Origin of the sequence: Hyphomicrobium sp., from assembly GCF_041659645.1 — a bacterium.
Classification (GTDB): Bacteria; Pseudomonadota; Alphaproteobacteria; order Rhizobiales; family Hyphomicrobiaceae; genus Hyphomicrobium_B.
In genome coordinates this window covers 34,739-55,632 of sequence record NZ_JBAZXX010000002.1, presented here as the reverse complement: position 1 = coordinate 55,632, position 20,894 = coordinate 34,739, and the positions used below count along the sequence as shown (strand labels likewise).

General features: G+C 58.4%; 16 protein-coding genes. 4 read left to right on the top strand and 12 right to left on the bottom strand.

Features of this window, described 5'->3' with window-relative positions; all coding sequences use genetic code 11:
• Nucleotides 1–62: 62 nt before the first annotated feature.
• From WC811_RS05510 to WC811_RS05495, 4 genes are all read right to left on the bottom strand, one after another.
• Nucleotides 63–1,103, bottom strand: coding sequence for a DUF3445 domain-containing protein (locus WC811_RS05510; RefSeq protein ID WP_372641850.1), 1,041 nt, complete (start codon nucleotides 1,101–1,103; stop codon nucleotides 63–65).
• Between the two features lie 39 nt (nucleotides 1,104–1,142).
• Complete coding sequence (locus WC811_RS05505) at nucleotides 1,143–2,108, bottom strand: 2Fe-2S iron-sulfur cluster-binding protein (protein ID WP_372641848.1); 966 nt, start codon at nucleotides 2,106–2,108, stop codon at nucleotides 1,143–1,145.
• A complete protein-coding gene (locus tag WC811_RS05500; RefSeq protein ID WP_372641846.1) occupies nucleotides 2,105–2,707 on the bottom strand; it encodes a dimethylamine monooxygenase subunit DmmA family protein in 603 nt (200 codons plus the stop codon). The genes WC811_RS05505 and WC811_RS05500 overlap by 4 nt, the downstream gene beginning before the upstream one ends.
• A 101-nt stretch (nucleotides 2,708–2,808) precedes the next feature.
• Entirely contained in the window at nucleotides 2,809–4,524 is a 1,716-nt protein-coding gene (locus WC811_RS05495) for an APC family permease (RefSeq protein ID WP_372641844.1), read from the bottom strand.
• A gap of 474 nt (nucleotides 4,525–4,998) precedes the next feature.
• Here WC811_RS05495 and WC811_RS05490 point away from each other — a divergent pair, with 474 nt between their 5' ends.
• Entirely contained in the window at nucleotides 4,999–5,739 is a 741-nt protein-coding gene (locus tag WC811_RS05490) for a hypothetical protein (protein WP_372641842.1), read from the top strand.
• On the top strand, nucleotides 5,736–6,509 hold the full coding sequence (locus WC811_RS05485; RefSeq protein WP_372641840.1) for a FadR/GntR family transcriptional regulator: 774 nt from the start codon (nucleotides 5,736–5,738) through the stop codon (nucleotides 6,507–6,509). Before WC811_RS05490 ends, WC811_RS05485 begins: the two co-directional genes overlap by 4 nt.
• Here the strand turns inward: WC811_RS05485 and WC811_RS05480 are convergent.
• From WC811_RS05480 to WC811_RS05450, 7 genes are all read right to left on the bottom strand, one after another.
• Nucleotides 6,497–7,759, bottom strand: a complete 1,263-nt coding sequence (locus WC811_RS05480) for an ABC transporter substrate-binding protein (RefSeq protein ID WP_372641838.1) — start codon at nucleotides 7,757–7,759, stop codon at nucleotides 6,497–6,499. The genes WC811_RS05485 and WC811_RS05480 overlap by 13 nt on opposite strands.
• 250 nt (nucleotides 7,760–8,009) lie before the next feature.
• Nucleotides 8,010–9,050, bottom strand: a complete 1,041-nt coding sequence (locus tag WC811_RS05475) for a dienelactone hydrolase family protein (RefSeq protein ID WP_372641836.1) — start codon at nucleotides 9,048–9,050, stop codon at nucleotides 8,010–8,012.
• 267 nt (nucleotides 9,051–9,317) lie between these two features.
• Nucleotides 9,318–9,737 (bottom strand): hypothetical protein, encoded by a 420-nt coding sequence (locus WC811_RS05470; protein WP_372641834.1) that lies wholly within the window; start codon nucleotides 9,735–9,737, stop codon nucleotides 9,318–9,320.
• Between the two features lie 297 nt (nucleotides 9,738–10,034).
• Complete coding sequence (locus WC811_RS05465; protein WP_372641832.1) at nucleotides 10,035–11,843, bottom strand: chloride channel protein; 1,809 nt, start codon at nucleotides 11,841–11,843, stop codon at nucleotides 10,035–10,037.
• A gap of 365 nt (nucleotides 11,844–12,208) precedes the next feature.
• On the bottom strand, nucleotides 12,209–12,691 hold the full coding sequence (cynS, locus tag WC811_RS05460; protein WP_372641830.1) for a cyanase: 483 nt from the start codon (nucleotides 12,689–12,691) through the stop codon (nucleotides 12,209–12,211).
• Nucleotides 12,692–12,756: 65 nt separating this feature from the next.
• Nucleotides 12,757–13,959: an NAD-dependent formate dehydrogenase gene (locus tag WC811_RS05455; protein WP_372641828.1), complete on the bottom strand. Its 1,203-nt coding sequence runs from the start codon at nucleotides 13,957–13,959 to the stop codon at nucleotides 12,757–12,759.
• 247 nt (nucleotides 13,960–14,206) lie between these two features.
• Entirely contained in the window at nucleotides 14,207–15,124 is a 918-nt protein-coding gene (locus WC811_RS05450) for a LysR family transcriptional regulator (RefSeq protein ID WP_372641826.1), read from the bottom strand.
• A gap of 2,158 nt (nucleotides 15,125–17,282) precedes the next feature.
• Between WC811_RS05450 and WC811_RS05445 the strand changes: the two genes are divergently transcribed.
• Complete coding sequence (locus tag WC811_RS05445; RefSeq protein WP_372641824.1) at nucleotides 17,283–18,905, top strand: hypothetical protein; 1,623 nt, start codon at nucleotides 17,283–17,285, stop codon at nucleotides 18,903–18,905.
• Nucleotides 18,895–19,281 carry a DCC1-like thiol-disulfide oxidoreductase family protein gene (locus WC811_RS05440; protein WP_372641822.1) on the top strand — a complete coding sequence of 129 codons (387 nt, stop codon included), beginning with the start codon at nucleotides 18,895–18,897 and terminating at the stop codon, nucleotides 19,279–19,281. Before WC811_RS05445 ends, WC811_RS05440 begins: the two co-directional genes overlap by 11 nt.
• Nucleotides 19,282–19,386: 105 nt before the next feature.
• Here the strand turns inward: WC811_RS05440 and WC811_RS05435 are convergent, their stop codons facing one another.
• On the bottom strand, nucleotides 19,387–20,244 hold the full coding sequence (locus WC811_RS05435; protein ID WP_372641820.1) for an FkbM family methyltransferase: 858 nt from the start codon (nucleotides 20,242–20,244) through the stop codon (nucleotides 19,387–19,389).
• Nucleotides 20,245–20,894: the final 650 nt, after the last annotated feature.

The window sequence follows — 20,894 nt, the reverse complement described above, 5'->3', positions numbered from 1 at the left end:
GAGCATTACCTCTTGGATTGGGTCTTGACTGGTTGTGGTTGACGTTTTTTATCGATACGCGCTCAGTCGGGTCCGCCGCCGGGCGATGTGGGGGCGCCGTCGTCGTATTTTGACAGCCAATCGATCGCAGTCGCGCGATACCGGCCGAGAGCCTTGTAATCGACGAGCTCCGGCGGCAGCGTCGCGAGGACGCGTGGAAGTCGACGGCCCCACTTCGGCACGGTGACGATCTGTTCGAGGCTCATCAGATAGCCGCGGATCGAGAACATGATCGCGTTCGAGCGCGGAAGCCGGAAAAGACCTTGCAGCTCGACGCGCAGATGCAGCTTTTTGCCGACGTTCTCCGGCGTGATCGTTGTCCGGTCTTTGCCCCACTTGTGATAATTTTCGGGGCTCGTATCGAGGCGCGGATTGATCGTCATCGTCCAGTTGAGGCGGCGAACGGGACTGCCGATCTGCAAGTTGAGAAGAAACTTCAACGCCCGTTCGAAGACGCCAGCCTCGTGTGCCAGCGGCACGGGGCCGTGCCATTCAAAGAAGTTCATGCCGACATCGAAATCGAGCGACCAATCGGCCTGCGATGTGATGATGCCGGCGTCCATCCAGAGCTGGTTGTCGCGCTGATCTTGGAGCGAGAAGTCGCCCTGCGTCTGGCGGCCAATGTATTCCATCGGTTCATAGGGGAGGGTATTCACCTCACCGAACGTGAATTTCTGATCGATGCCGAGCGGACGATTGATCCAGTGCCAGTGCGCGCCGTCACGTTCGAGCGTGAAGAGGTCGGGATAATCCCGTGCGAGCGACGTCATGATGAGTTCGAGCATGTCCCATTGCGCTGGCATCATGTGCGCCAATGCTTGGCAACGGCCCGGATCGGCGTCGAGAACCATCGCCCGGTCGCGCATCTCCGAAACATAATGCTCGTCGATATCGAAGGCGTACTCGTAGACCGAACCTTTCGGCCCCGGCGTATGCGGCTCGATGTTCACCGAGTATCTGTATTTGTCTTCGATGAACGGAAACGGAAACCGCCGTATCGTGGACGGACTGTTCGAATAGGTGAAATCGTCTCGAAACGTCTCGTCTTTGAACGTCAGCGTCATGCCGTGGTCTCCTGAAAAACCTGAATTGAAAGATGCCGGTCAAAGGTCGAGCGTTATCGATCCGGTTTGAATGCGGGACATGCAGATCATGATTTTCTTGCCGCCGACCCTTTCCGGTTCGGTCAGGAAGTGATCGTTGTGCTGGATGTAGCCATCGCACGCGATGACGCCCGTTTCGCATTGGCCGCACGCGCCGCCACGGCACAGGAACGGCGCGTCGACGCCGTGCTCTTCGACCGCTTCGAGAATGCTTTGATGTCCCTTAACAGGAATCTCGCGCCCCGATTTCGCGAGTTTGACGACAAACGGATTGCCGAGCGGCGGCGCGCTGAATTGCTCGGAATGAACGTTCTCAGCGGGCCAGCCGAGAAGCTCCGCCGTCTGTAGTGCCCAATCGATCATCGGCTTCGGACCGCAGACGTACATATGCGTGCCGAGACGCTGATCGCCGAGAATGCTCTCAAGCGGAATCACCTGACCCATATCTTGGCGATATATGTTGATCCGCGAGCCATACCGCGATTGCAGATATTTACAGTACGCGCCTTCGTCGAGCGACCGGACGCCATAATGCATCTCGAAGTCGGCATGGAGCCCGTCAAGTTCGTTCATCATCGACATGAACGGCGTGATGCCGATGCCGCCCGCGACAAAAACATGCCTCTTTGCGAGCTTGACCGGGGGGAACAGATTAAGCGGCTCGCTGATCTCGAGTTCCGTGCCGACCGCGACGTTCTCGTGCATGAACTTCGAACCGCCACGCGAGTCGTCGCCGCAATGGAGAACGCTGATTTGATAGCTCGATGTATCGATCGGCGAACTCATCAGCGAATAGGGATTTCGCATCAGCCTGTCGCCCGAATGCATGACGACGGAAATATGCGAGCCGCCCGAAAATACCGAAAGCGGCGCATTATCGATATCGACGAAGCGAAAGCGCTTGATGCGATTGGCGACGCGCTCGACCTCGGCAACGCGAACCCGGCGTAGAAGAGATCCGCTCATTGATAAATCGCCTCCGTTTCTGGAACATCGCCGGGAACTTCGGCGTCGATACATACGCCCTGGAATGCCGCGAGCCGTCGCGAATAGTGATCACGCACCATGAGTGTCAGGCCGCAGTGCGAACAGGTCACGGGATTGGTTGTGACGTTCTCAGTAAATCCTTTGCAATGCACGCATTGCACGCGGCGCATCAGCGAGCCGCGATGCTCGGTTTTGATTGAGAGATGATCGATCGAATAATCGGCGCCGGCCTGCACCACCGAGCCGATCAGTGGTTCGGTGCCAGCCGCGTAAAGCCGCACGCCCATGGGGGCCGCGTCGAGGATTTCGCGTAAGCGCGCAATGGCGGCTGAGAGCGTCGGCAGAAATTCGATCGCAGCCGGCGCGATATCCGTCGCGAGCGTTGTCATGTCGCCGTCGCTCAGCGTATCGGCGACGAAGACGGTTGTGCGTTTCGCGAAGGTGGCGTCGGCGCGTGCCAACAATTCCGAGACGGCGGCGGCTCCCGCCTTGTCGCAAACGATGAGATTGCTTCGGGCGTTGAGATCCGGACTGAGGCCCGGATAGATCGGACGGCTTTTATTCGTGCTGATCGTCATCAAGTGCTCCCTAGTTCCGATGGGCTTTCTGACGGAAGCCCGCGGAAATCCATTTGAGCAGACCGGAGCGGCTGTGAAAACCGCCCCGGTTTGCTCTTTCTCTATGCAGGCAGTTGGAAGAACCAATTGGAAACGAGCACGATGACGAGCCCTAGGAGAAGCGCCAAGTATGGCAGCACGCCGGCCTTGCGCACGCCGAGATCCTGCCCCGTCAAGCCGATGTCCTCGAGGGCGCCGGCCGGGAAATGGCCTTTGTCCTGCACATAGTGGCGGAAGGCGAAGACCGGGATGATGAGCGCTGCAAAGCCAAAGCCGACCCAGAGCGCGTTCGAATAGCCCCAGACCTTGGCGCCGGCGCCCATGAACAGCGCGTTGACGAAGGCCAGGATCGTATTCAATCCGATCAGCCAGCTCGGCGCCCGATAGGGACGCTCGATATGGCCGCTGTCGACGCGATGCATCCATCCGGCGTTGAGGTTCAGGAAGTTGAAGATGATGTAGCCGACGTTGGACACGGCGAGAATGAAGAAGTAGCCGGCCGAGTCGGAGGCGATCGCGAGCAGGAAGAGATTGAAGACCAGGTCGGTCCACATGGCGCGGGTCGGCGCGCCGTGCGAGTTGGTGTAGCTCAGATAGCGCGGCAGCCAGCCGTCGACCGAACCCTGGTAAAGGGTGCGCGAGGAACCCGCCATCGCCGTCATGATGGCGAGGACGAGAGCCAGGATCATCAGGCCGACGAAGATCTCCTTAATGATCAGATTGCCGCCAGCGACCATGTTGGCCATGGCGTCGGCAACGCCGGTGCCGGCGACGATGCCGGGGTCCTTCATGCCGTCCACGCCAAGGACGCCCTGGAAGGTGAAGGGCACCAGGATGTAAAGCAGCAGGCAAAGCAGGCCCGAGTAGAAGATGGCCTTGAAGGTGTCGGTCTTCGGATTGCGGAATTCGCTCGTATAGCAAACGGCCGTTTCGAAGCCGTAGGTCGACCAGGCGGCGATAAACATGGCGCCTAGAAACATCGTCCAGCCGACGTTGTCACCGACACCGGGCAAATAGGGACCGGCGACGTTGGCCGCATGGAAGCCGCCGTTGAACAGCGGCACGATGCCGACGATCAACATCGGAATGATGACGAGAAGGCCGATATACTTCTGGGCGCTCGCCGTTCCGAGAATACCGCGGTGCTGAATGGCGAAGACGATCAGCATCAGCAAGGCGCCAATGAAGAACGACGAGTTGAAGTTCAGCGTGCCGAGGCCCGGGATTGCCACGCTATAGGCATTGAAGGCCTGAATCGCGGGCGTATGCAGCGTAGTGACGGCGGTGATGGCATCAGCTGCCACTTTGCCGGCGTGGGTCGGATCGGCAAGCCAGGAGACGACCTCCGGTGATTTATCGGTAAAGACCGGAATGGGCGCGACGGCATTCAGAATATAACCGGCGGCAATGGCGCAACCGAGCGAAAGAACCGGCGACCAGGCGAACCAGTTGCACCAGACCGAGAGCGGCGCGATCAGTTTCGAATAGCGAAGCCAAGCGGTGGCACCGTAGATCGAGGCGCCGCCGGACTTGTTCGGAAAGAGACCGGCGATCTCGGCATAGGTAAACGACTGGAGGAACCCCATGATCATGGAGACCGTCCAGACGACGAAGGCGAGCTTGCCCGCGGTTCCGGCTATGCCACCGATCGAAAACAAGACGAGCGCCGGAACGCCGCTGGCGACCCAAAAAGCTCCCTTCCAGTCAATGGCTCTAACAAGTTGACCGGACGAGGCGCTTTGCCCGTCCGCAGTAAGCGTTCCAGTTTCTATCGCCATAGTCGCTCCCGACTGTTGCTGTCCGGTGATGCATTTTCGAGCAACTTCCGGTCTCGGCGCTGGAACAACAGGGTGCCCAACGATCGATGGCGAAAGTGCTGCGAAGCTCCGTCGGGCAGTGCTTTGGTCAAAGGCAACCGGATGAAAGTATGCCGGAAACCAATTTAAACCAGAAATTACCGCAATCACCCAACGCCGGCCATGGTAGGGGATCGCGAGTGACCTGCAAGTCAAAAAAATCACCATCAGGAAACGCGGTTTGACTATTTCGCAGGCACAAAACGCATATTCTATCGCGATGGGTGGGGCTTATAGCACATATCGCAATTGCGAACCTAAATTGGAGCGAATTGGTTTAACCCGGTTGCTTTTTGGTCCCGGACAAGCAACCATTGGAGCCGGTGAGTAAGATCGAGAGAGATTTTCGCAATCGCGATGCAGAGCGTAACGGCAAGCAAGGCTCAGAATTTATGGATGGAATCGAGCGTGCGCGGGATCGAGCGCGTGTCTCGCGCGCGCTTCGGCGAGGCGGCGCGCTGCTGGCTCGAAGCCGATGCTGCCCTACCCATCGGCGGCCGTGAGTTCGATCCCTTAAGCGCCGCGAGTCGCTCGAATGCCGGCGCGGCGCGCCTGCTTCTCGGTCATGAGCATGAAGCGGAGCAGTGCTTCGATGCCGCCGAGCGGTCCTGGCAAAAAGTTATCGCGGCGATCGCGACGCTCGATGTGCCGATGACCGGTGCAAGCTCGTCGTTCCACCTTCGCCTTGCGGCGACCGTTCCCGAGGCTTTGATCAATGCGCGCAGAGAGCGATATCGCCGCCTCGCCGAATCCGCTCTCGCGATAGTGCAATTCAATCGCGCACTGGTCGATATGCAGAACAGTGCGCCCGAAACCGTTGCCCGTCTCGCGGTCGCATTGCGCGTCACGCTTGCCGAAGTTTTGGGGGCGACCTCGCCCGAGGCCCGTCAGCTTTCATTATCCGCTGGATCGGCCGGGGGCGCCGGCATTCTTGCGATTTATGCCGACAAGCTCGCGGAAATCTCCACCCGCCGGCAGACCTTTGCCGCTGCTCTTTCGGAAGAGTGCGCGCAATTGGAGAGCGCCGTAACGCTGACGGTTCTCCTGGGGCCCCAGATGATCAATTCCGCTGGTTTCCTTGGCAAAGACCAGACGAACACCTCTGCCAGTTCGCGCCATCAACTTGAGTTCGAATGATGTTAGAAACCTATGATCTTGAAGCGCCGCCTTGGATTGATGACGTCTCGCGCCATCCCCTTGTTACGCCGCGCGTGAAAGAGATCGCGACGCGCCTCTTCGCCCGTATCGCGTCCGGAGAATTTCCCTTTGGAACGCGCATTCCCGCCGAGCGCGATTTGGCCGACGCCTTTGGCGACAGCCGCGCGACGGTTCGCCAAGCGCTTGAGTTTCTGTCGGTCTACGACATCATTGCGCGCCGACCCGGCAGCGGCACGTTCGTCTCCTATCAGCGCAAACCAGCAATAAATGGAAACGCGGCGCTTGGCCCGTCATCCTATCTCAACATCGACCAGCTTGCGGAAACGGCGTCTCCGTTTGCCATGAACATCGCCGGTTCGATCCTTGCACCTGAAATGACCCGCTTGGCGACGATCTATATGTCGACGCGCGATGTCGCCGACCTCCACGCTCAGTTGCAGCGCATCGAAGCCATCGTGACGGAATCCGATACGTTTGCGATGCTCGAAGAAGAATTCATGATGACGATCGCGCGCGGCACGCACAATTCGCTCATCGTCGCGATGTATGCGATTTTGCACGATGTGCGCCGCCATCCCCAATGGGCGGCCGCTCGCCGCCAAGTGCTGACGCCCGCCAAGATCAAGGGAATTCAGCTTCTTTTTAGATCGCTTTATGATGCGATCGAGCGGCGCAATCTTGAGACGGCTGTCGAGATCATGAAGCTGTACGTGGCGAATGCCCATGAAGACATGATCTACGAGTCCTGAGCGGTCAGGCGTTCGAGCGTCTCGGCGGACGCCGCGAGATGCTCTCGCTGATCCCACATCAGGTTCAGCGCGCGCATGTGCTTGACGAGGGTCGATCTGTGCGTCGACCACCAGTCCGCAATCGAGCCGAACTCTTGAATCCGTGCCTTGCCGTTGACGATGGCGACGACCGGCCAGTCGCCGACCAGCGCGTTGTCGATGCCGAAAAGATCCTTGCCCCACCACCGCGCTTCCCCAAAGGCGTGCTGGCCGATGCCGCCGATTTTCATGGCGGAGAGAACCGAGAAAGGCTCGAACGAACGCGCGCGCTGCACGGCTGATTTCCATAGTTCGAGCGTCGAGGCGTATTCCCACGACACCGCGCTCCACGTGCCCGGATAGCGCCGGCAGAACTCGTCGTAGAAAGCCCCAGGATCTTCGAAGTTGATGTGTCCCTCGTTAAGGCGGGGATCGTCGAAGTCAGGAAATTGGAACACGAACCCTTCCATGAACTCCGGGCTCGTGCGCCGGATCAGCTCTTGGTAGTTGTCGCACGTGCACGACAGCAGTCGCCCGCGGAAGCCGCGCTTGTAGGCTTCAATCGTCAGGGCGTGGACGAACGGCTCGTAGGCTGTATCCCAGCAGAGGATGTCCGGCTCTTTTGCCATCAACTCTTCGACGATCGGCGCGAAATCGCTGGTATCCGGTTCGAACAGTCGCTCGGCGACCAACTCGATGCCTGCCGCTTCGAATGCGGCCCGGTACGTCGCGACGGAGGGCAAGCCGAGAAGGTCGCGCTGGGCACACAGCGCCGCCGTCCTGATGGCGGGTTGGGTCTTCTTCAGCCACTCGACGCCGGTGACGTTATAGATCGGATGGACTTCGCTGGGCGCGACGAGCGTCGGCGCGTCCGGTGACAGGTCGCTCGGCAGAAGCGTCGCGACGAGCATCCGATGTTGCTGGATCAGCCGTCGAACGTCGGTCGTGAGATCGTTACCGCCGATCATCAGGATGAGCTTTACGCCATCCTCCATGATCAGCTTCTTGGCGCCCTGGAGGGCCCGCTCCGGGTCATACATGGAGTCATGCTGGACGAGTTCGAGCATATAACGGCGGCTGCCGACTTTCAGTCCGCCAGCCGCGTTGACGCGCTCGATCCATATGAGGCTGCCGTTGAGACCGGGGAGGGCCCAGGCCTTGAGCGGGCCGGTGAGGGGAGCAAGAAAGCCGATCCTGAGGACGGTCGATGACCCCAGTCCAAAGTCCCTCATTGCGACCGCTAAAGCCGACGCAACCGGACTTCGTGGTCTAGCGGCCATGGCCTGATTTTACCGCACTTGAAATTTCTCGCCGCACCTGGATCAATTTCACCGCATTCCGTATGGCCTACACGCGTTGCGCTGGCCGAAAATTTTCTCTCGCACGAACCGAGCGTTACGCTAAATCCAGGGGCGTGTCTTGTCGATAGCGCCAGATCAATGTCGGCGCGCTGCTTTTCGCGGACGGACGAGTAAGAGATCGCTAGCGCGTCGCGCCGGTTGTGGCCATCGCCGATGTTTCAAGGCTCGTCGCCGGTTGGTCTGAGCGCTCCGTCGCGACCTGTACCTGGCTGCCGCGGACCTTCGTCAGGAAGCGGTCGAGGCTCGGTCCCCAGATATCCCAGCCTTGACGGTCGTCGGCAATGGTGTGCCCGTCAGCGCCATAGGCGGGAAGGATGTGTTCTTCGACCGTGCCGCCGCCGCTGCTCCAGGCACCCGCAAGCGTCTGCGCTAGAGCGGGACCGAAATAGCTGTCGTTGCGAGCATAGAACCAGATGGTCGGTTCCCGCGCCGTCTTGCCATAGAGGTGCGCCGCCGACAGAAGATCGCTCTCTCCGCAGATCGCATTCGCCTGCCCATAGGCATGGCCGCCGCGCCCGCCCGCGAAATTCACAATTGCTTGGACCTGCGGAAGATTGCGCGCCGCGATCGCAAGGGACGCCCATCCGCCGGTGGAAATACCCGCGACGATCGCACCGCCCTTGGCAATGAAGGGCTGCGCCGTCATGTATTTGATCGTAGCTGCGATATCATCGGCAGCGATATTTCCGGATTCAAAGTGGTTGGGGTTTGCGCATGTGCCAATCGCCTCGGACAACGTGCCGCCCGTCGCGCCGTGGCCGCGGCGCTGGGGAAGAACGACGGCATAGCCGCGTTCGACGAACCAGCGCGACAGCCAATAATACACCGGCATCGAGACTGCGAGGCGGGTCGATTCATCCGTTCCATGATTGATCACGACGAGCGGAAATTGCTTTCCGGGCGACTTGGGGTCTTCGTCGGGCCGAAAGAGCGTCGCGCGCAGCGACCGTCCATTTTCGCCGCTCGGCAGGATCCAAAGTTGTTCGCGCATGCGCTGGCCCTCGGGCCCGAAGCCGCCGAAATCGCGCTCCCCAGCGATAACGGCTCCGCCAAGCGCCGCGAACCACATCGCGGCCGCGAGAAGGACCCCCACGCGTCGGACCGCACTCCGCGCGCCGGCCATAGCGTCGCCGGAGACGAAATTTCCCTTCGAGAAAGCCATTAAAAGTTCCCCGTGTCGCGCAATTCTGCGCTGCAGCATTGGAATTGGCTTGAGGGTCGTCGTCAAGACCCGCGACGAAGATCGTTGAAATGCGATTTTAGCCCAGAATTACTGGACATTTCGGCGGTGCCACACACGACAGCGTTAGCGGCAAGCCTTCAAATTTCCGCATTTCGAATGGCCGAGCTTCGCTGCGTCAACGCGCTCTTGACGCGAAAACGCCGGGACACTGGCCCCGGCGCTGTTCGATCCTGTCGTCAGATGCAATCACCACCAGCACAAGCCGATGCAATAGCCCGGCCGCGCCGCGTTGGGCCGATAATACGGCCGCTTGTAGGAATTGTAGTAGTAGTGACGGCGATATGGATAGTCTTCACTGCCATAGTAGCGTTGGCGCCAATTGCGGTTGCGCCAGGCCTGACGCTGACGCCATCCGTAGCCGTAGTGACGTCGGTAGCCGTAGTGACGCCCGTAATAGCGATGGCGCCAGCCGTGCCGATAACCGCAGCGGCGATATCCATTGCGCCACCAGCAGCGATACCGTGCTTTTTCTATGAGGTTGCCCTGGTCGGCTTTTAGCGCCAGGACGCTGTTCGTAAGCGCGCCAGCACGCGCTCCGGGCGCGTAGACGCCAAATGCCATGGCCATCGCGCAGCTGAGCGCGATGAGCGAAAGCAGCTTTCTCATTGCTTTGTGCCCCTTCTCGGTCGTGCCCGTCCCGATAAGGCGTTCTGCCTATTCTCAGTTCGGGTCCCGCCGATACTGCATCTGAGCCATGTCAGTACAACCCCAATATGCCCGATTACGGTGCGCCAAAGCCGTCTTGTGGCAAGAGTGTGGCAAGTGCGCGCCACCATAGCCTCGGAGGAGCGGGATGGCTGTCTGAAATTTGGACTAAAGAGCAATCCCAGGGCGAGCGGTGCTGCGCATAAGCATTACGAGTCCTTATCGTCTGCGCATCGCCGCCGATAAGCTGAGCGCAGTTCAGTTTCCGAAGATCTCTCGCTGCCGGGCTTCGAGTTCTTGGCGATAGCGGCGAAGCGCGAATGCTTCCGTGATGTATCCCAACGCGTGCTTCGACGTCTCGTTGTCGACGATGATGAGACGTTCCGTCTCCCGCTGTTCGAAGAGATGCACGAGTTGGTCGAAGCGTGTCGACGCCATCACCCAGTCGTTGCTGTGCTGCAGCGCTGGCTTCAGCTGTTCCAAGGTGACATCGGGATTTTCGCTCGGAAGATCGGCATGGAGCGCGGCAATGTCCACGAGACCGGCATAAGCCGCGTCTTGATCGGCGACCGCGACGAATTTGGTCGATCCGATGGGGAAGCGCGAACAAAAATCGGCAAGCCTCATCGTAATCGGCACCGTGTTCAAATCCCGGCGCATCAGGTCGCGCGCCGTCGTCTGCCGGACCCAGCCGACGTCTTCGCCGCCGAGGATGGCTTCGCCACGAAGATGAAAACGCCACGTCGAGAACGAATATCCAAACACATGCCGGACGGTCATCGTCGCGGCGAGAATGCCGAGCAAGACCGGCTGGACGACCGTCAAGTCGCCGGTGACTTCAAGCGCCAAGAGGGCCATCGCCATCGGTGCGCCGACCACCGCGGCGCCGAAGCTCGCCATTCCGACGAGGCTCATGATCGCCACGTCGTGCGGAGCGACTACTCCTGCGTCGACGCCGAGGTTTCCGACAATTGCGCCGGTCGCCGCGCCAAGAAAGAGCGACGTCGAGAAAAGGCCGCCGCGGAATCCCGAACCCAAGGATAAGGCAGACGCGATGATCTTTCCGACAAGCACCACGCACAGCAACGGAAGCGGCCAGCCGTTCTGCAAGATGAAAGCCATGGCGTCGTGACCGGAACCGAGCAGATGGGGAACGAAGATCGCCATTGCGCCGACCAGGAGTCCGCCGAAGCATGGACGAAAGACGTCGCGGATTCCGCTCTGGCGAAACAGGCGCTCGACCCACGTCACGCCCCTCATCAATCCGACTGACAGGAGCCCGCACGCGACGCCCATAAAAAGCGCCAGAAACACGTATCCGTCGCCGCCAAATCCATCCGGAGTGATTGGGATATGATAGGAATGTCCGACTAGGAGGCGCGCCGCGAGATGCCCGGCGACGGCGGCCGCAACGACCGGCGAGAGCGTTGCAACGGTATAGCTTCCGACAATGAGTTCGAAGCCGTAAGCTGCACCGGCAAACGGGGCAGCGAACGCGCCCGCAATGCCGCCCGCAGCCCCCGCGCCGACGAGCATTCGCACGTCGTGCCGGCGTCGGTTCAAGAGCCGCCCGACTTTCGAGCCAATGGCGCCGGCGGCTTGCGTGAAGCCGCCCTCGATCCCGAGCGACAGGCCGAAGCCGCTCGATAGAAGCGACTGGAAGGCAACGAACGCGCTGTCCTTGAGCGACATGCGCCCGCCGTAAAGAGCGTTGGCCTCGATCGGATCGACGATCGCATGCCGCAGCCGTGACTGATACCAGTACGTCGCTCCGACGAAAACGCCACCCAGGGTGACGACAAACAACACCTGCACGAAAGGCAATTGCGTCGCCGAACTCAGCCGCTCACCGGGCGCAAGGCGAAACAGGAACGTGTGCCCAGTTTCGGCAATGACAATCATCAGCGAGGCAACCGCTCCGCTCACGGCTCCCACGCAGGCGGCTGCCAAGACGAGGACAAAGGTATTGTCGCGAAGCAGCCGCCGCAGAGAGCTTCGGTAGACGCGAATGGCGGCGACGGCCCACCTGAGCGGCTTTCGTTTACGGCCAAGAGCGAAGAAGCGCATGCGGGAATTTGAGCGGTGAGGGGGCTGGGACTTAGCGGGACGTAGCACAAGCCGAGCGCCTCTGTCATCGCGGACAATGTCCACCGCCCGCGTTCCCGAAGCGCGAAAAATGAGGAACGATTCTGCATCATAGGCAATAAACCGACTAAGCATGTTTGTACGCGGGCGACATCGGCATTCGCACGGCCATCGTCGTCGTGTAGCGATTGCGCTCTTATCGGCAGAAATCCACAGCTAATGATAAAAATAGCTCGACAGCTATTTCGAGTCGTTGCACCCTGACATTCTCTATGCAGACCTTTGAGGGCCTCGGCCAAATTCCCAAACTTAGGGCCGGGGCCTTTCTCTGCGACGAGAGCAAGGGTTCACTCTTCCGCGAAGCCAACCTCCGGAATGCCTTGCACGTTGCCGTAGTATTTATACGGCAGAAACTTTCCCGACATCGTGATGCGAACGCGGTCGCCCTTAGCGTTCGGCTGCCGTTCGATGTCCATGTCGAAGTCGATGGCCGACATGATGCCGTCGCCGAATTCCTCTTCGATCAACGCTTTCCAAGCTGGGCCGTTGACCATGACGAGTTCGTAGAAGCGATAGAGCAGCGGGTCGGTCGGCGGCATCGTCGTCCCTCGATACGGCACCTCGTTCAACATCCGCTCTTCGACGTCGGATAGCTCGAACAGCGCGGCGGCCTTCTTCCCCAACGGCTTTACGAGCTTCATCTGGCCGAGCAGCGCGCCGACGACGAGAACCGGGGACATGCCGCCGATCTCTGAGGTGATGTGCTTCCACGTCCAGCCCTTCGCCCGCTTGATGTCGAGGATCTTTTCCGTCAGCTCTTCCCTGCGCATTGCGATCTCCGTCGTCTGAAAGGAAATCGGAAGCGCCGCGATGGCGGCGCTTCCGCATCTTCAGCTTAGACCTTTTTGAACTTTGCAGCTTCTTCCGAGCCGCCGGTCGCGTTGCCGGCGCTGTAGGAATGCGCGCCGACGCCAGCGAGCTTGCCGCCCTGCACGATAAGGTATTCGTCCCGGATTGGCTTGTTTTCGAAGTAGCATTCGAGAATTTCACGCGTACCGGCAGCGTAACGTGTCTGTGCCGAAAGCGACGTGCCCGAAATGTGCGGGGTCATGCCGTGATGCGGCATCGTCCGCCACGGATGATCCTGCGGTGGTGGCTGCGGGAACCAGACGTCTCCCGCGTAACCGGCAAGCTGCCCGCTTTCGAGTGCGCGGACGATGGCATCGCGGTCGCAGAGCTTTCCACGAGCCGTGTTGATCAAGTAAGCGCCGCGCTTGAAGTTCTTGAGTGACGTGTCGTTGATCATGTGCTCCGTTTCCGGATGCAGCGGGCAGTTCAATGTCACGACATCGCAAGCCTTGGTGAGGCTCTCGACCGTGGTGTGATGCGTGAGATTAAGCTCTTTCTCGACCGCATCGGGAAGCTTGTGGCGGTCCATGTAATGGAGGTGCACGTCATAAGGCTTTAACAGGCGCAGGACGCGCAGACCGATACGGCCTGCGGCGACCGTGCCGATATGCATGCCTTCGAGATCGTAAGAGCGCGAGACGCAGTCGGCGATGTTCCAGCCGCCCTTGATGACCCAGTTATAGGACGGAATGTAGTTGCGCACCTGCGAGAGGATCATCATCACCACATGCTCGGCAACGCTGTTGCTGTTGCAGTACGTGACTTCGGCGACCGTGATGCCGCGATCCATCGCCGCCTGCAGATCTGTGTGATCCGAGCCGATGCCGGCCGTCACGATCATCTTCAGCTTCGGCGCTTTCGCGATCCGCTCCGCCGTCATGTACGCTGGCCAGAATGGCTGCGAAATGACGATCTCGGCGTCGGGCAGTTCCTGATCGAGCTTCGAGTTGGCGCCATCCTTGTCGGACGTCACGACGAGGGTATGGCCGTTGCTTTCAAGGTATTTGCGAAGGCCAAGCTCGCCCGAAACGCTGCCGAGCAGTTGGCCCGGAATGAAGTCGATGGCGTGCGGCGTCGGCGTCGTCTGGCCGTCCGGATACTTCGTGATCTTGGGGATGTCGTCGCGAGCGTACGACTTGGGATATCCGGTTACGGGATCATCGTAGAGCACACATACGATCTTTGCCATTTCGAACTCCATCATGAATGAGGCCATGAGGGCGCGTTTCGTCCGGAGGTGTCCGAACGACTGACAAATGTGTCGGTGAGGTGAGATGGGGGCAGCTCTCATGAGCCGCCGGCATCGCTCCTCTCGCGCTTCCTCGCCCGGGCGTCGGCCATTGAAAGCTCTTTCCTCGCCCGGGCGCGCGAGTTCTCGTGCTTTGCAGGCCAGACAGTCAAACGAAGGAGATTTCTCGGCTCATCGACGCCGTCGATCAGTGCGCGATCGGCGCCGGAGAAAACAGATCGTCCTGGTTGAGGCGCGCGGCGCAGCGGACAAGCGCATGGGCCATGGGAGAAAGGGGATCGCGGTCCGACACGACCAAGCCGATGGCCTGACTGTGCTTCGGCTCGACCAGTTCGATGAGGGCAAGCTCCCGGCAACCGCGGAAAATATAGGAGAATGTGTGTGGAATAATGCTCGACCATTCTCCGGTGCAGACGTGCGAGCAAATGGCGAGATAGGAATTCGATGTCACCGAAGGTGTGAGCGTCAGTCCGAGCGATTGAGCAAGCTTATTGAGAACGCGTCTATTCTGCATGCTCTCGTTCAAGAGGCAGAGATTTTCTGCAACAGCTTCGTTCCAGGAAATCGCATCGGATTGGGCGAGTGGGCTATCGACATGAGTCACCAGCAAGTACCGTTCGCGATAGAGCTGCGTCTTGCGCACGTTGCTTAAGGGCTCGTTTTCCAAGTACGTGAGACCGGCATCAAGCTCGAACTTGTCGATACCGCTTTGAATCTCAGCCGATGTCATCGAGAAAACGTCGACCGTGATGCCCGGGTGCTTGGCGCAAAATGGCGACGTCAGCTTCGCCACGGCTGGCATCGCCGCCGGAATGACGCCGAGGCGCAGCTTACCCTTCAAGCCTTTGCGAAGACCCGCCACGTCCTGTTTGAGATTCTCATAATCGGAAATGATTTGCGATGCCCACGCCACGACCCGCTCGCCCTCGGGCGTCAGATCGATGAAACGCGGTCCGCGCAAGACGAGGCGCATGTCGAGTTCGCGTTCGAGAGCCTTGAGGCCGGCCGAAAGCGTCGACTGCGTGACGTGGCATTTCTCGGCAGCTCGCGTAAAATGCTTTTCACGCGCAAGGGCAACCAGATAGCTCATCTGACGTACGAACATTGAAAAACTCGGGGGGTTGCCGAAATCGATATAGCCCTGCGAATATAACGATCGCTATCCCCGTGGGGAAGCGCCTTTTATTGCGTGCTATCGCGTCCGGAACCGGTGGTCGCCCAGGACCTCCTTATTGATCGCGGCTAACCTTGAACGTGGCGCGATGGACCACGCCATCTGCCGTCCAGTGTATTATGTACTTTATTAGTAATCAATCGATGCCGCACCGTTCGACGTTACGAAAGGGTGTGAAAAGGGACGATGCCCTCAGCTCGTCGAGTTGTTCTCTTCCGTGAACGCGCCAACGGTTTGGGTCGTAATACGTGAATGCCAACTAAGACCGGGCAACGCCGGTCTCACGTCGACATTTTTATATCGCTGCCGTGCGTTTCTCTACAAACCTTGCGGAATGGGGAGCTGCGGCGTCTGTGGTCTAACTGTGCACGGAACGCTGCTCTTTGGTATGGAGTAGCATGGTCTATATTCGGCCGATGCCGATTGGGCGGCGCTGGCGGATACCATGATGCTAAGTGTGAGCGCTGTCGAAATTAATTTAAACATGGTTGTTACTCCCGAGGCTAAAATGTTCTTTGCTGCTCGTGAAGGCTCAGTTGATCGGGCACGTGAGAGCATTCGCCTCGTGCGAACGGGCTCAACTCTGCACGTGACGACCACCCGCGATTAAAATTTGGCAGACCGCACGTCCCCTTCGTAGTGTGTTACCGTATGCAACTGCCGCAAACGCTGGCTCGGCCGTCGCCATTTCGGTGCACGATGACGGTCACGCCAGGGATTTGCGCGAGCGGTGCTGATGAGAATGCCGTTCACGAGCAGCAAAAACGTATGCTGAGGAGCGGTCCGTTCGTGCAACCGCGACGGCGGCGGTTGCTGAATCGATTGTCAACGAAACTCTCGGTGGGGTGCGGCGCAGTCTTATGCGGCGCATAATTGATTTCAAAAGCGCGTCAGTTGCTTCTCCAAAACATGATGGCGATCAGGAAAATCAAGGCGAACCCCAGACAGCTGACGGCTGTATCCGGCCAGGACCCCCAGAAGAAAAGCCAAGACGGACTTGGCGGAACATAGGCGACAGCGATGCTCATTGAGCAGCCAACGTGTAATTTGCTGTGGTTCCCTGCCCGATAAGCCGCCGCACTTCAGCGATTGCCTGTTTTGTCCCACGGCGAGCCATCGTCACCAACACGCGGTTTCCGCCGTCATCAAACGCGGAACACCTGTCCAACTCGGCGAGTTCGCTCAGGAGTCGCTCTAGCTCTTGTTGTAACTCGCCCATCGAACTGATCTCCGCGAAAAATGTCCCAACTTTCGATGGCGGAGGATAGCGGCTTTTAATCGACCCGCCTGTTCCGTTGGGCACGCTTTCACGCACATATCGTGGCAGAAGCCGCCCCGCTGGTCAGAGACGCGGCTCGTATACAAAAAGACCAACATCGGTGTGACGTACGTAACGTGGGCGCTCTTCAGCGTTGAGGACATGCGTTTCGCACCGGAGGAACCACTTAAGACGAGCTTTTTGCGATCGGACGCTGCTTCTTCAGGTCTTCATCGTCCGGCTCCCGAGCGTGTGAAAACAACACACCGAATAACGCGTGGATCGCGACCAGAAAAGCGACGGGCAATATCCAGGCAAGGGCAACAAGACTGTGCATGATGTGATCTGGAGATTTAAAGAACGATCGCGGTGCGTTTTGCTGAGCAACCCACTGGAGCACGCATCCGCCCCTGACGTCGCTTCGGCTATCAGCTCTAGATCGCGCGACGTATTGATGCGGATTCCGACCTCCGAAGCGTGGCGAGACACGGTTGGAGTGCTCCAACTCTGCGGCACTGCAGCAAAAGTCGTGATCACTCTGGGTTTGAACAGCATCCACTGAGAGCGTGGCAAAATCGCAATACGCGAGTCATCACTATTTTCCCGAAATCGCCCGACTTACTTCCCGCTATTTCGTACTCACCGTTTGCGGGTTGCTGCAATTCCCTGCGAAATTCAGCCGTTTCCTCGACAAATTGACATGCGGAAGAAATGCTGTTGCAAGCTTGTCGAACGGCTGCGAAACGGTGGCATATTCGCCCTGCTCAGCTTTACTCCCACCGTCCGGGCCGATACTTTTTATTATTGGAGGCGGTCGGCGGGGGCTCTGGAATGTCGGTAGGGACCACAATCAACCAGAGTTTTCGGCAACAGACGCTAAGCTCTCAGCGCTTGGCGACGATCGCCGTTCTTGTCGTTCTATCTCTCTTAAGCATCACGCTTTTCCACGCGAGCTTGAGACTGTACTTCATCAAAGCCGCCCCTCACAGCGCTCCAATAGCTTTCGCTCCGCTTCTCGTCAGCGCACTGGCATGCCTGTTTTTACACCTGAATTATTCGACCTTGGTCCCGGTGATGCGAATTGCATTGCGGTCATCGAGCCTTGGATTGCTGACGTATCTCCTCGTCGAGCCCCCCGATCTCACTCTCGCGGCGACCGCTTTCGCCGGGGACGCTCAGTACATTTCCGTTGGATATTATTTCGCGGTCGCTTGTGGCATCGCAAGCATTTTCTCCCCTGCACTCAATATCCCTGTGGCCATCTACATCCTGTCGAGTCGTCTCATGATGCAGGGGATCGCCGGGATGTCGACGTCGCTCCTCGACATTCGATACATGGTCGACATGACGATCTACCTGACGGTCTTTTCCATGATCGTCACACGCTGGGGAAGCATCATCCTTCCGCAGTGGGATCAGCAGGAATTACAGGAAGACGTAACTTTCATCGCTTTCGGCCTGCATCTCGGCAATTACTTCTGGTCTGCTATCGCCAAGGCTGCTGCTGGGCCGCATCTCTGGACATGGATAGTCGAAAATCAGACGCAGAATTTGATCCCGTACGCCTTCGACAAAGGGGCGCTGCCGATTGCGCAATGGCCGTCGCTCGTACAAGCGGTATATGACGGGATGCACGCTCTCGCGGTTCCGCTGAATCTCGTCATTTTCGGCTTTCAGCTCTTCGCTATTTGTTGCGTTTGGCGGTTGAGTTGGCTGAAAGTTGCGACGGTATTTTATGACATGTTCCATATCGGAATATTTGTCATGGGCGGACTCTTTTTCTGGCCGTGGATATGGAATAATTTCACCGTCTTGCTCGCAGCATATTCGCTCAAGCAAATTTCCAACTCCGCAAAGCTTGCATGCTTTCTGACGATCGCATTGGGAATTCCCGCGCTCCATCTCTACAAACCTGCCCGGTTGGGCTGGTTCGACGTCGCCGATGCGCGGCAATCCTATTTCGAGGCTGTGACCGATACGGGGAAGGCTCGAGTACCGGCCTCTTTTTTCCTGAGCCAATCGTTCGGCGTGTCTCTGGGTTACATGGATACGGCCAGCCATGCGGGACAGTATGATTACACCCCGTGGAACGCCGCCCGGGCCTATAGTCGACAACTGACGTCGGGATACTGCCCACCTCCAGAACCGGCTGTACCAGCGAGCATAGAGAGCGACGACGCAAAGGCCAAAAGATTGGAACGGATCGGACGGTTCGTGCGCGCCCATCACGCCGAAATGCTGCAAAGGGAAGCAACGCTTGGGAGATATAACTACTTGCTGAGGGTTCACCATCAGCCGAGCAATCCCTATCTGTATAGGGAATTTACGCAAATCCCTCTCAAAGACGTGCGAGCTTACAACCTCGTGGTCGAGTCTGTGTGTTACAAGCTTGAGGATGGTCAACTGAAGAGAACGGTCGTTGGGCATACGGCCGATAGGATCGATGTTCGATAAGCAAAACACCTATATCGTTTACGACGGTGATTGCCCGTTCTGCAGCAGGTATGTGGGCCTGCTGCGGTTGCGCGATGCTATCGGCAAAGTCGAGTTGGTCGACGCAAGAAGCTCGCATCCTGCGGTCGGCTATGTCGAAGCCGCGGGAGTTCAACTTGACAACGAAATGGCGCTCATGTTCGGCGGTAATATTTATTCCGGCGCCGACTGCATCAATCGGCTCGCGTTGATGACGACGCCGTCCGGGCTCATCAACAGACTTAATGCTCTCGTATTTTCTTCGCCTCAAATCTCTCGAGCGGCCTACCCGGTCCTCCGGTTCGGCCGCAACGTGACCCTCCGTATGTTGGGCCGCCTTCCGATACGTTCTGCCTAGATCCGGTCACCGGTCGGCGTCCGGGATCAGAAGCGGATGAGCTGATTTATCCGCAATAGCGGCCCCGACGAGATTGTGCAGAATTTGATGAAGAGACATCGTTTCCTACTTGCGGTCCTTGATATACCAAGCATCGCCGTTAGAGACATTCGCCAAGACTCGCTTGTAGCCGAATGGATTTAGAATCGAATCGAACTTTTCAACTCGACCGGGCACTAGATTATGCTCGATCGTCATGACCGAAACGTCCCATTTCGAAAAATCGAATGCCTCAAGGATAAGGGTTTCAGAGCCTTCGGTGTCCATCGATATAAAGTCGATCTCCCTCGGCGCGCCGTGCTCTGTCAGGAGATCATTCAGCGAAACGGTCTTTACTTCGACCTCTTCACCCCACCGGCTGTGGCGATCAGACTCAGTGAAGTCGGCGATCGTCGAGAGCAATCCGTAAATTCCCGGTACGCAAAGGAAGCGCACCGTGTCGCCGGAGCGAGAGTAGCAGGCGCGCGTGTCGAGTATCGACGATCGCGCTTCTCTGATCGAATTTGCGTAGTTTGGGTTGGGCTCGCAAAGAATTCCACGCCAGCCGAATTTTTGTTCCAGTAGAAAAGTATTCGAGTAGGCGACCCCTGTACCGACGCCGATTTCCAAGAAAAAGCCATTCCGCTTGAAGTTTAAAGTTTCCAGAGCAAACAGCTCCTGCTGATGCTGGGAAAAGGAAAACACACCCGATGTGCTCACCGGCAGGTACGGCTGGATATGCGCCATGCGGTCACGAAGCCGTTGCGCGGACGCCAGATCATACTCTTCGGTCCCGGCTGCTCCGGAGCGGTTAGACAAATTTGCCCGTAGTTCTTCATTCTCGCTCTGCAGAACGCTAATGCGTTGATTGAGCCTGGCAATTTTCGTAGACGAAGTCACCGCTTTCCCTGTCAGCCTTGAAAAGGCATGTCCGAGCGCGCTCATCGCCGGTTTCTCCTCTGTCTTTCTTGGAGCCGATGCTCCGTCCGGCATGTTCAATCCGAAAACATAATCCGCTAGGAGCGGCTGATCTTGAGTTCAGCCGATGTAGCAGTCGTCCTCAGACTAAAGCAGCAGTGATAATACCTGCCACTCAAGCTCCAGGGAAAATGCGAGCCCACTCCGTCGTTTATCCCCGCAAGCGCAGTCATTCAAGTCCGCGCAAAATATAATCCGCATGTCCCCCCAACGTTAGTGACGACGTGCTCGCCGGCATTGCAGGAGGCAGTAACGTCCGGCAACGTTCGATCTAAGCCGCTAGTTGACGTGAGCTATCTCGACCCTTGGACCGTAGTGCCGCTCAGCAGATGGCTCGCTTCAAGGAGCCCATGCCCGTTGGACCAAAGCTCCGGGTTCATTTTCTAGCTCCATCATCGATGGCCGATAGCGCTAGGCAAGGATGCTCCAAGAGCGGATGTTCAGCGCGGAGCGCGAATGGCTTCGACAATGGTCCGCTGGGCTTCCGCCAAGCGAAATCTGCGGACACTAGGCGCGAGCTATCTGATTGATTTTCTGGCTCCGCGGGTAGGAGTGCGGTGATTCGGTGTCGCATTGAATTTGCTGAGCTTTTCGACGCTCTGTGTTACAATTTGTGT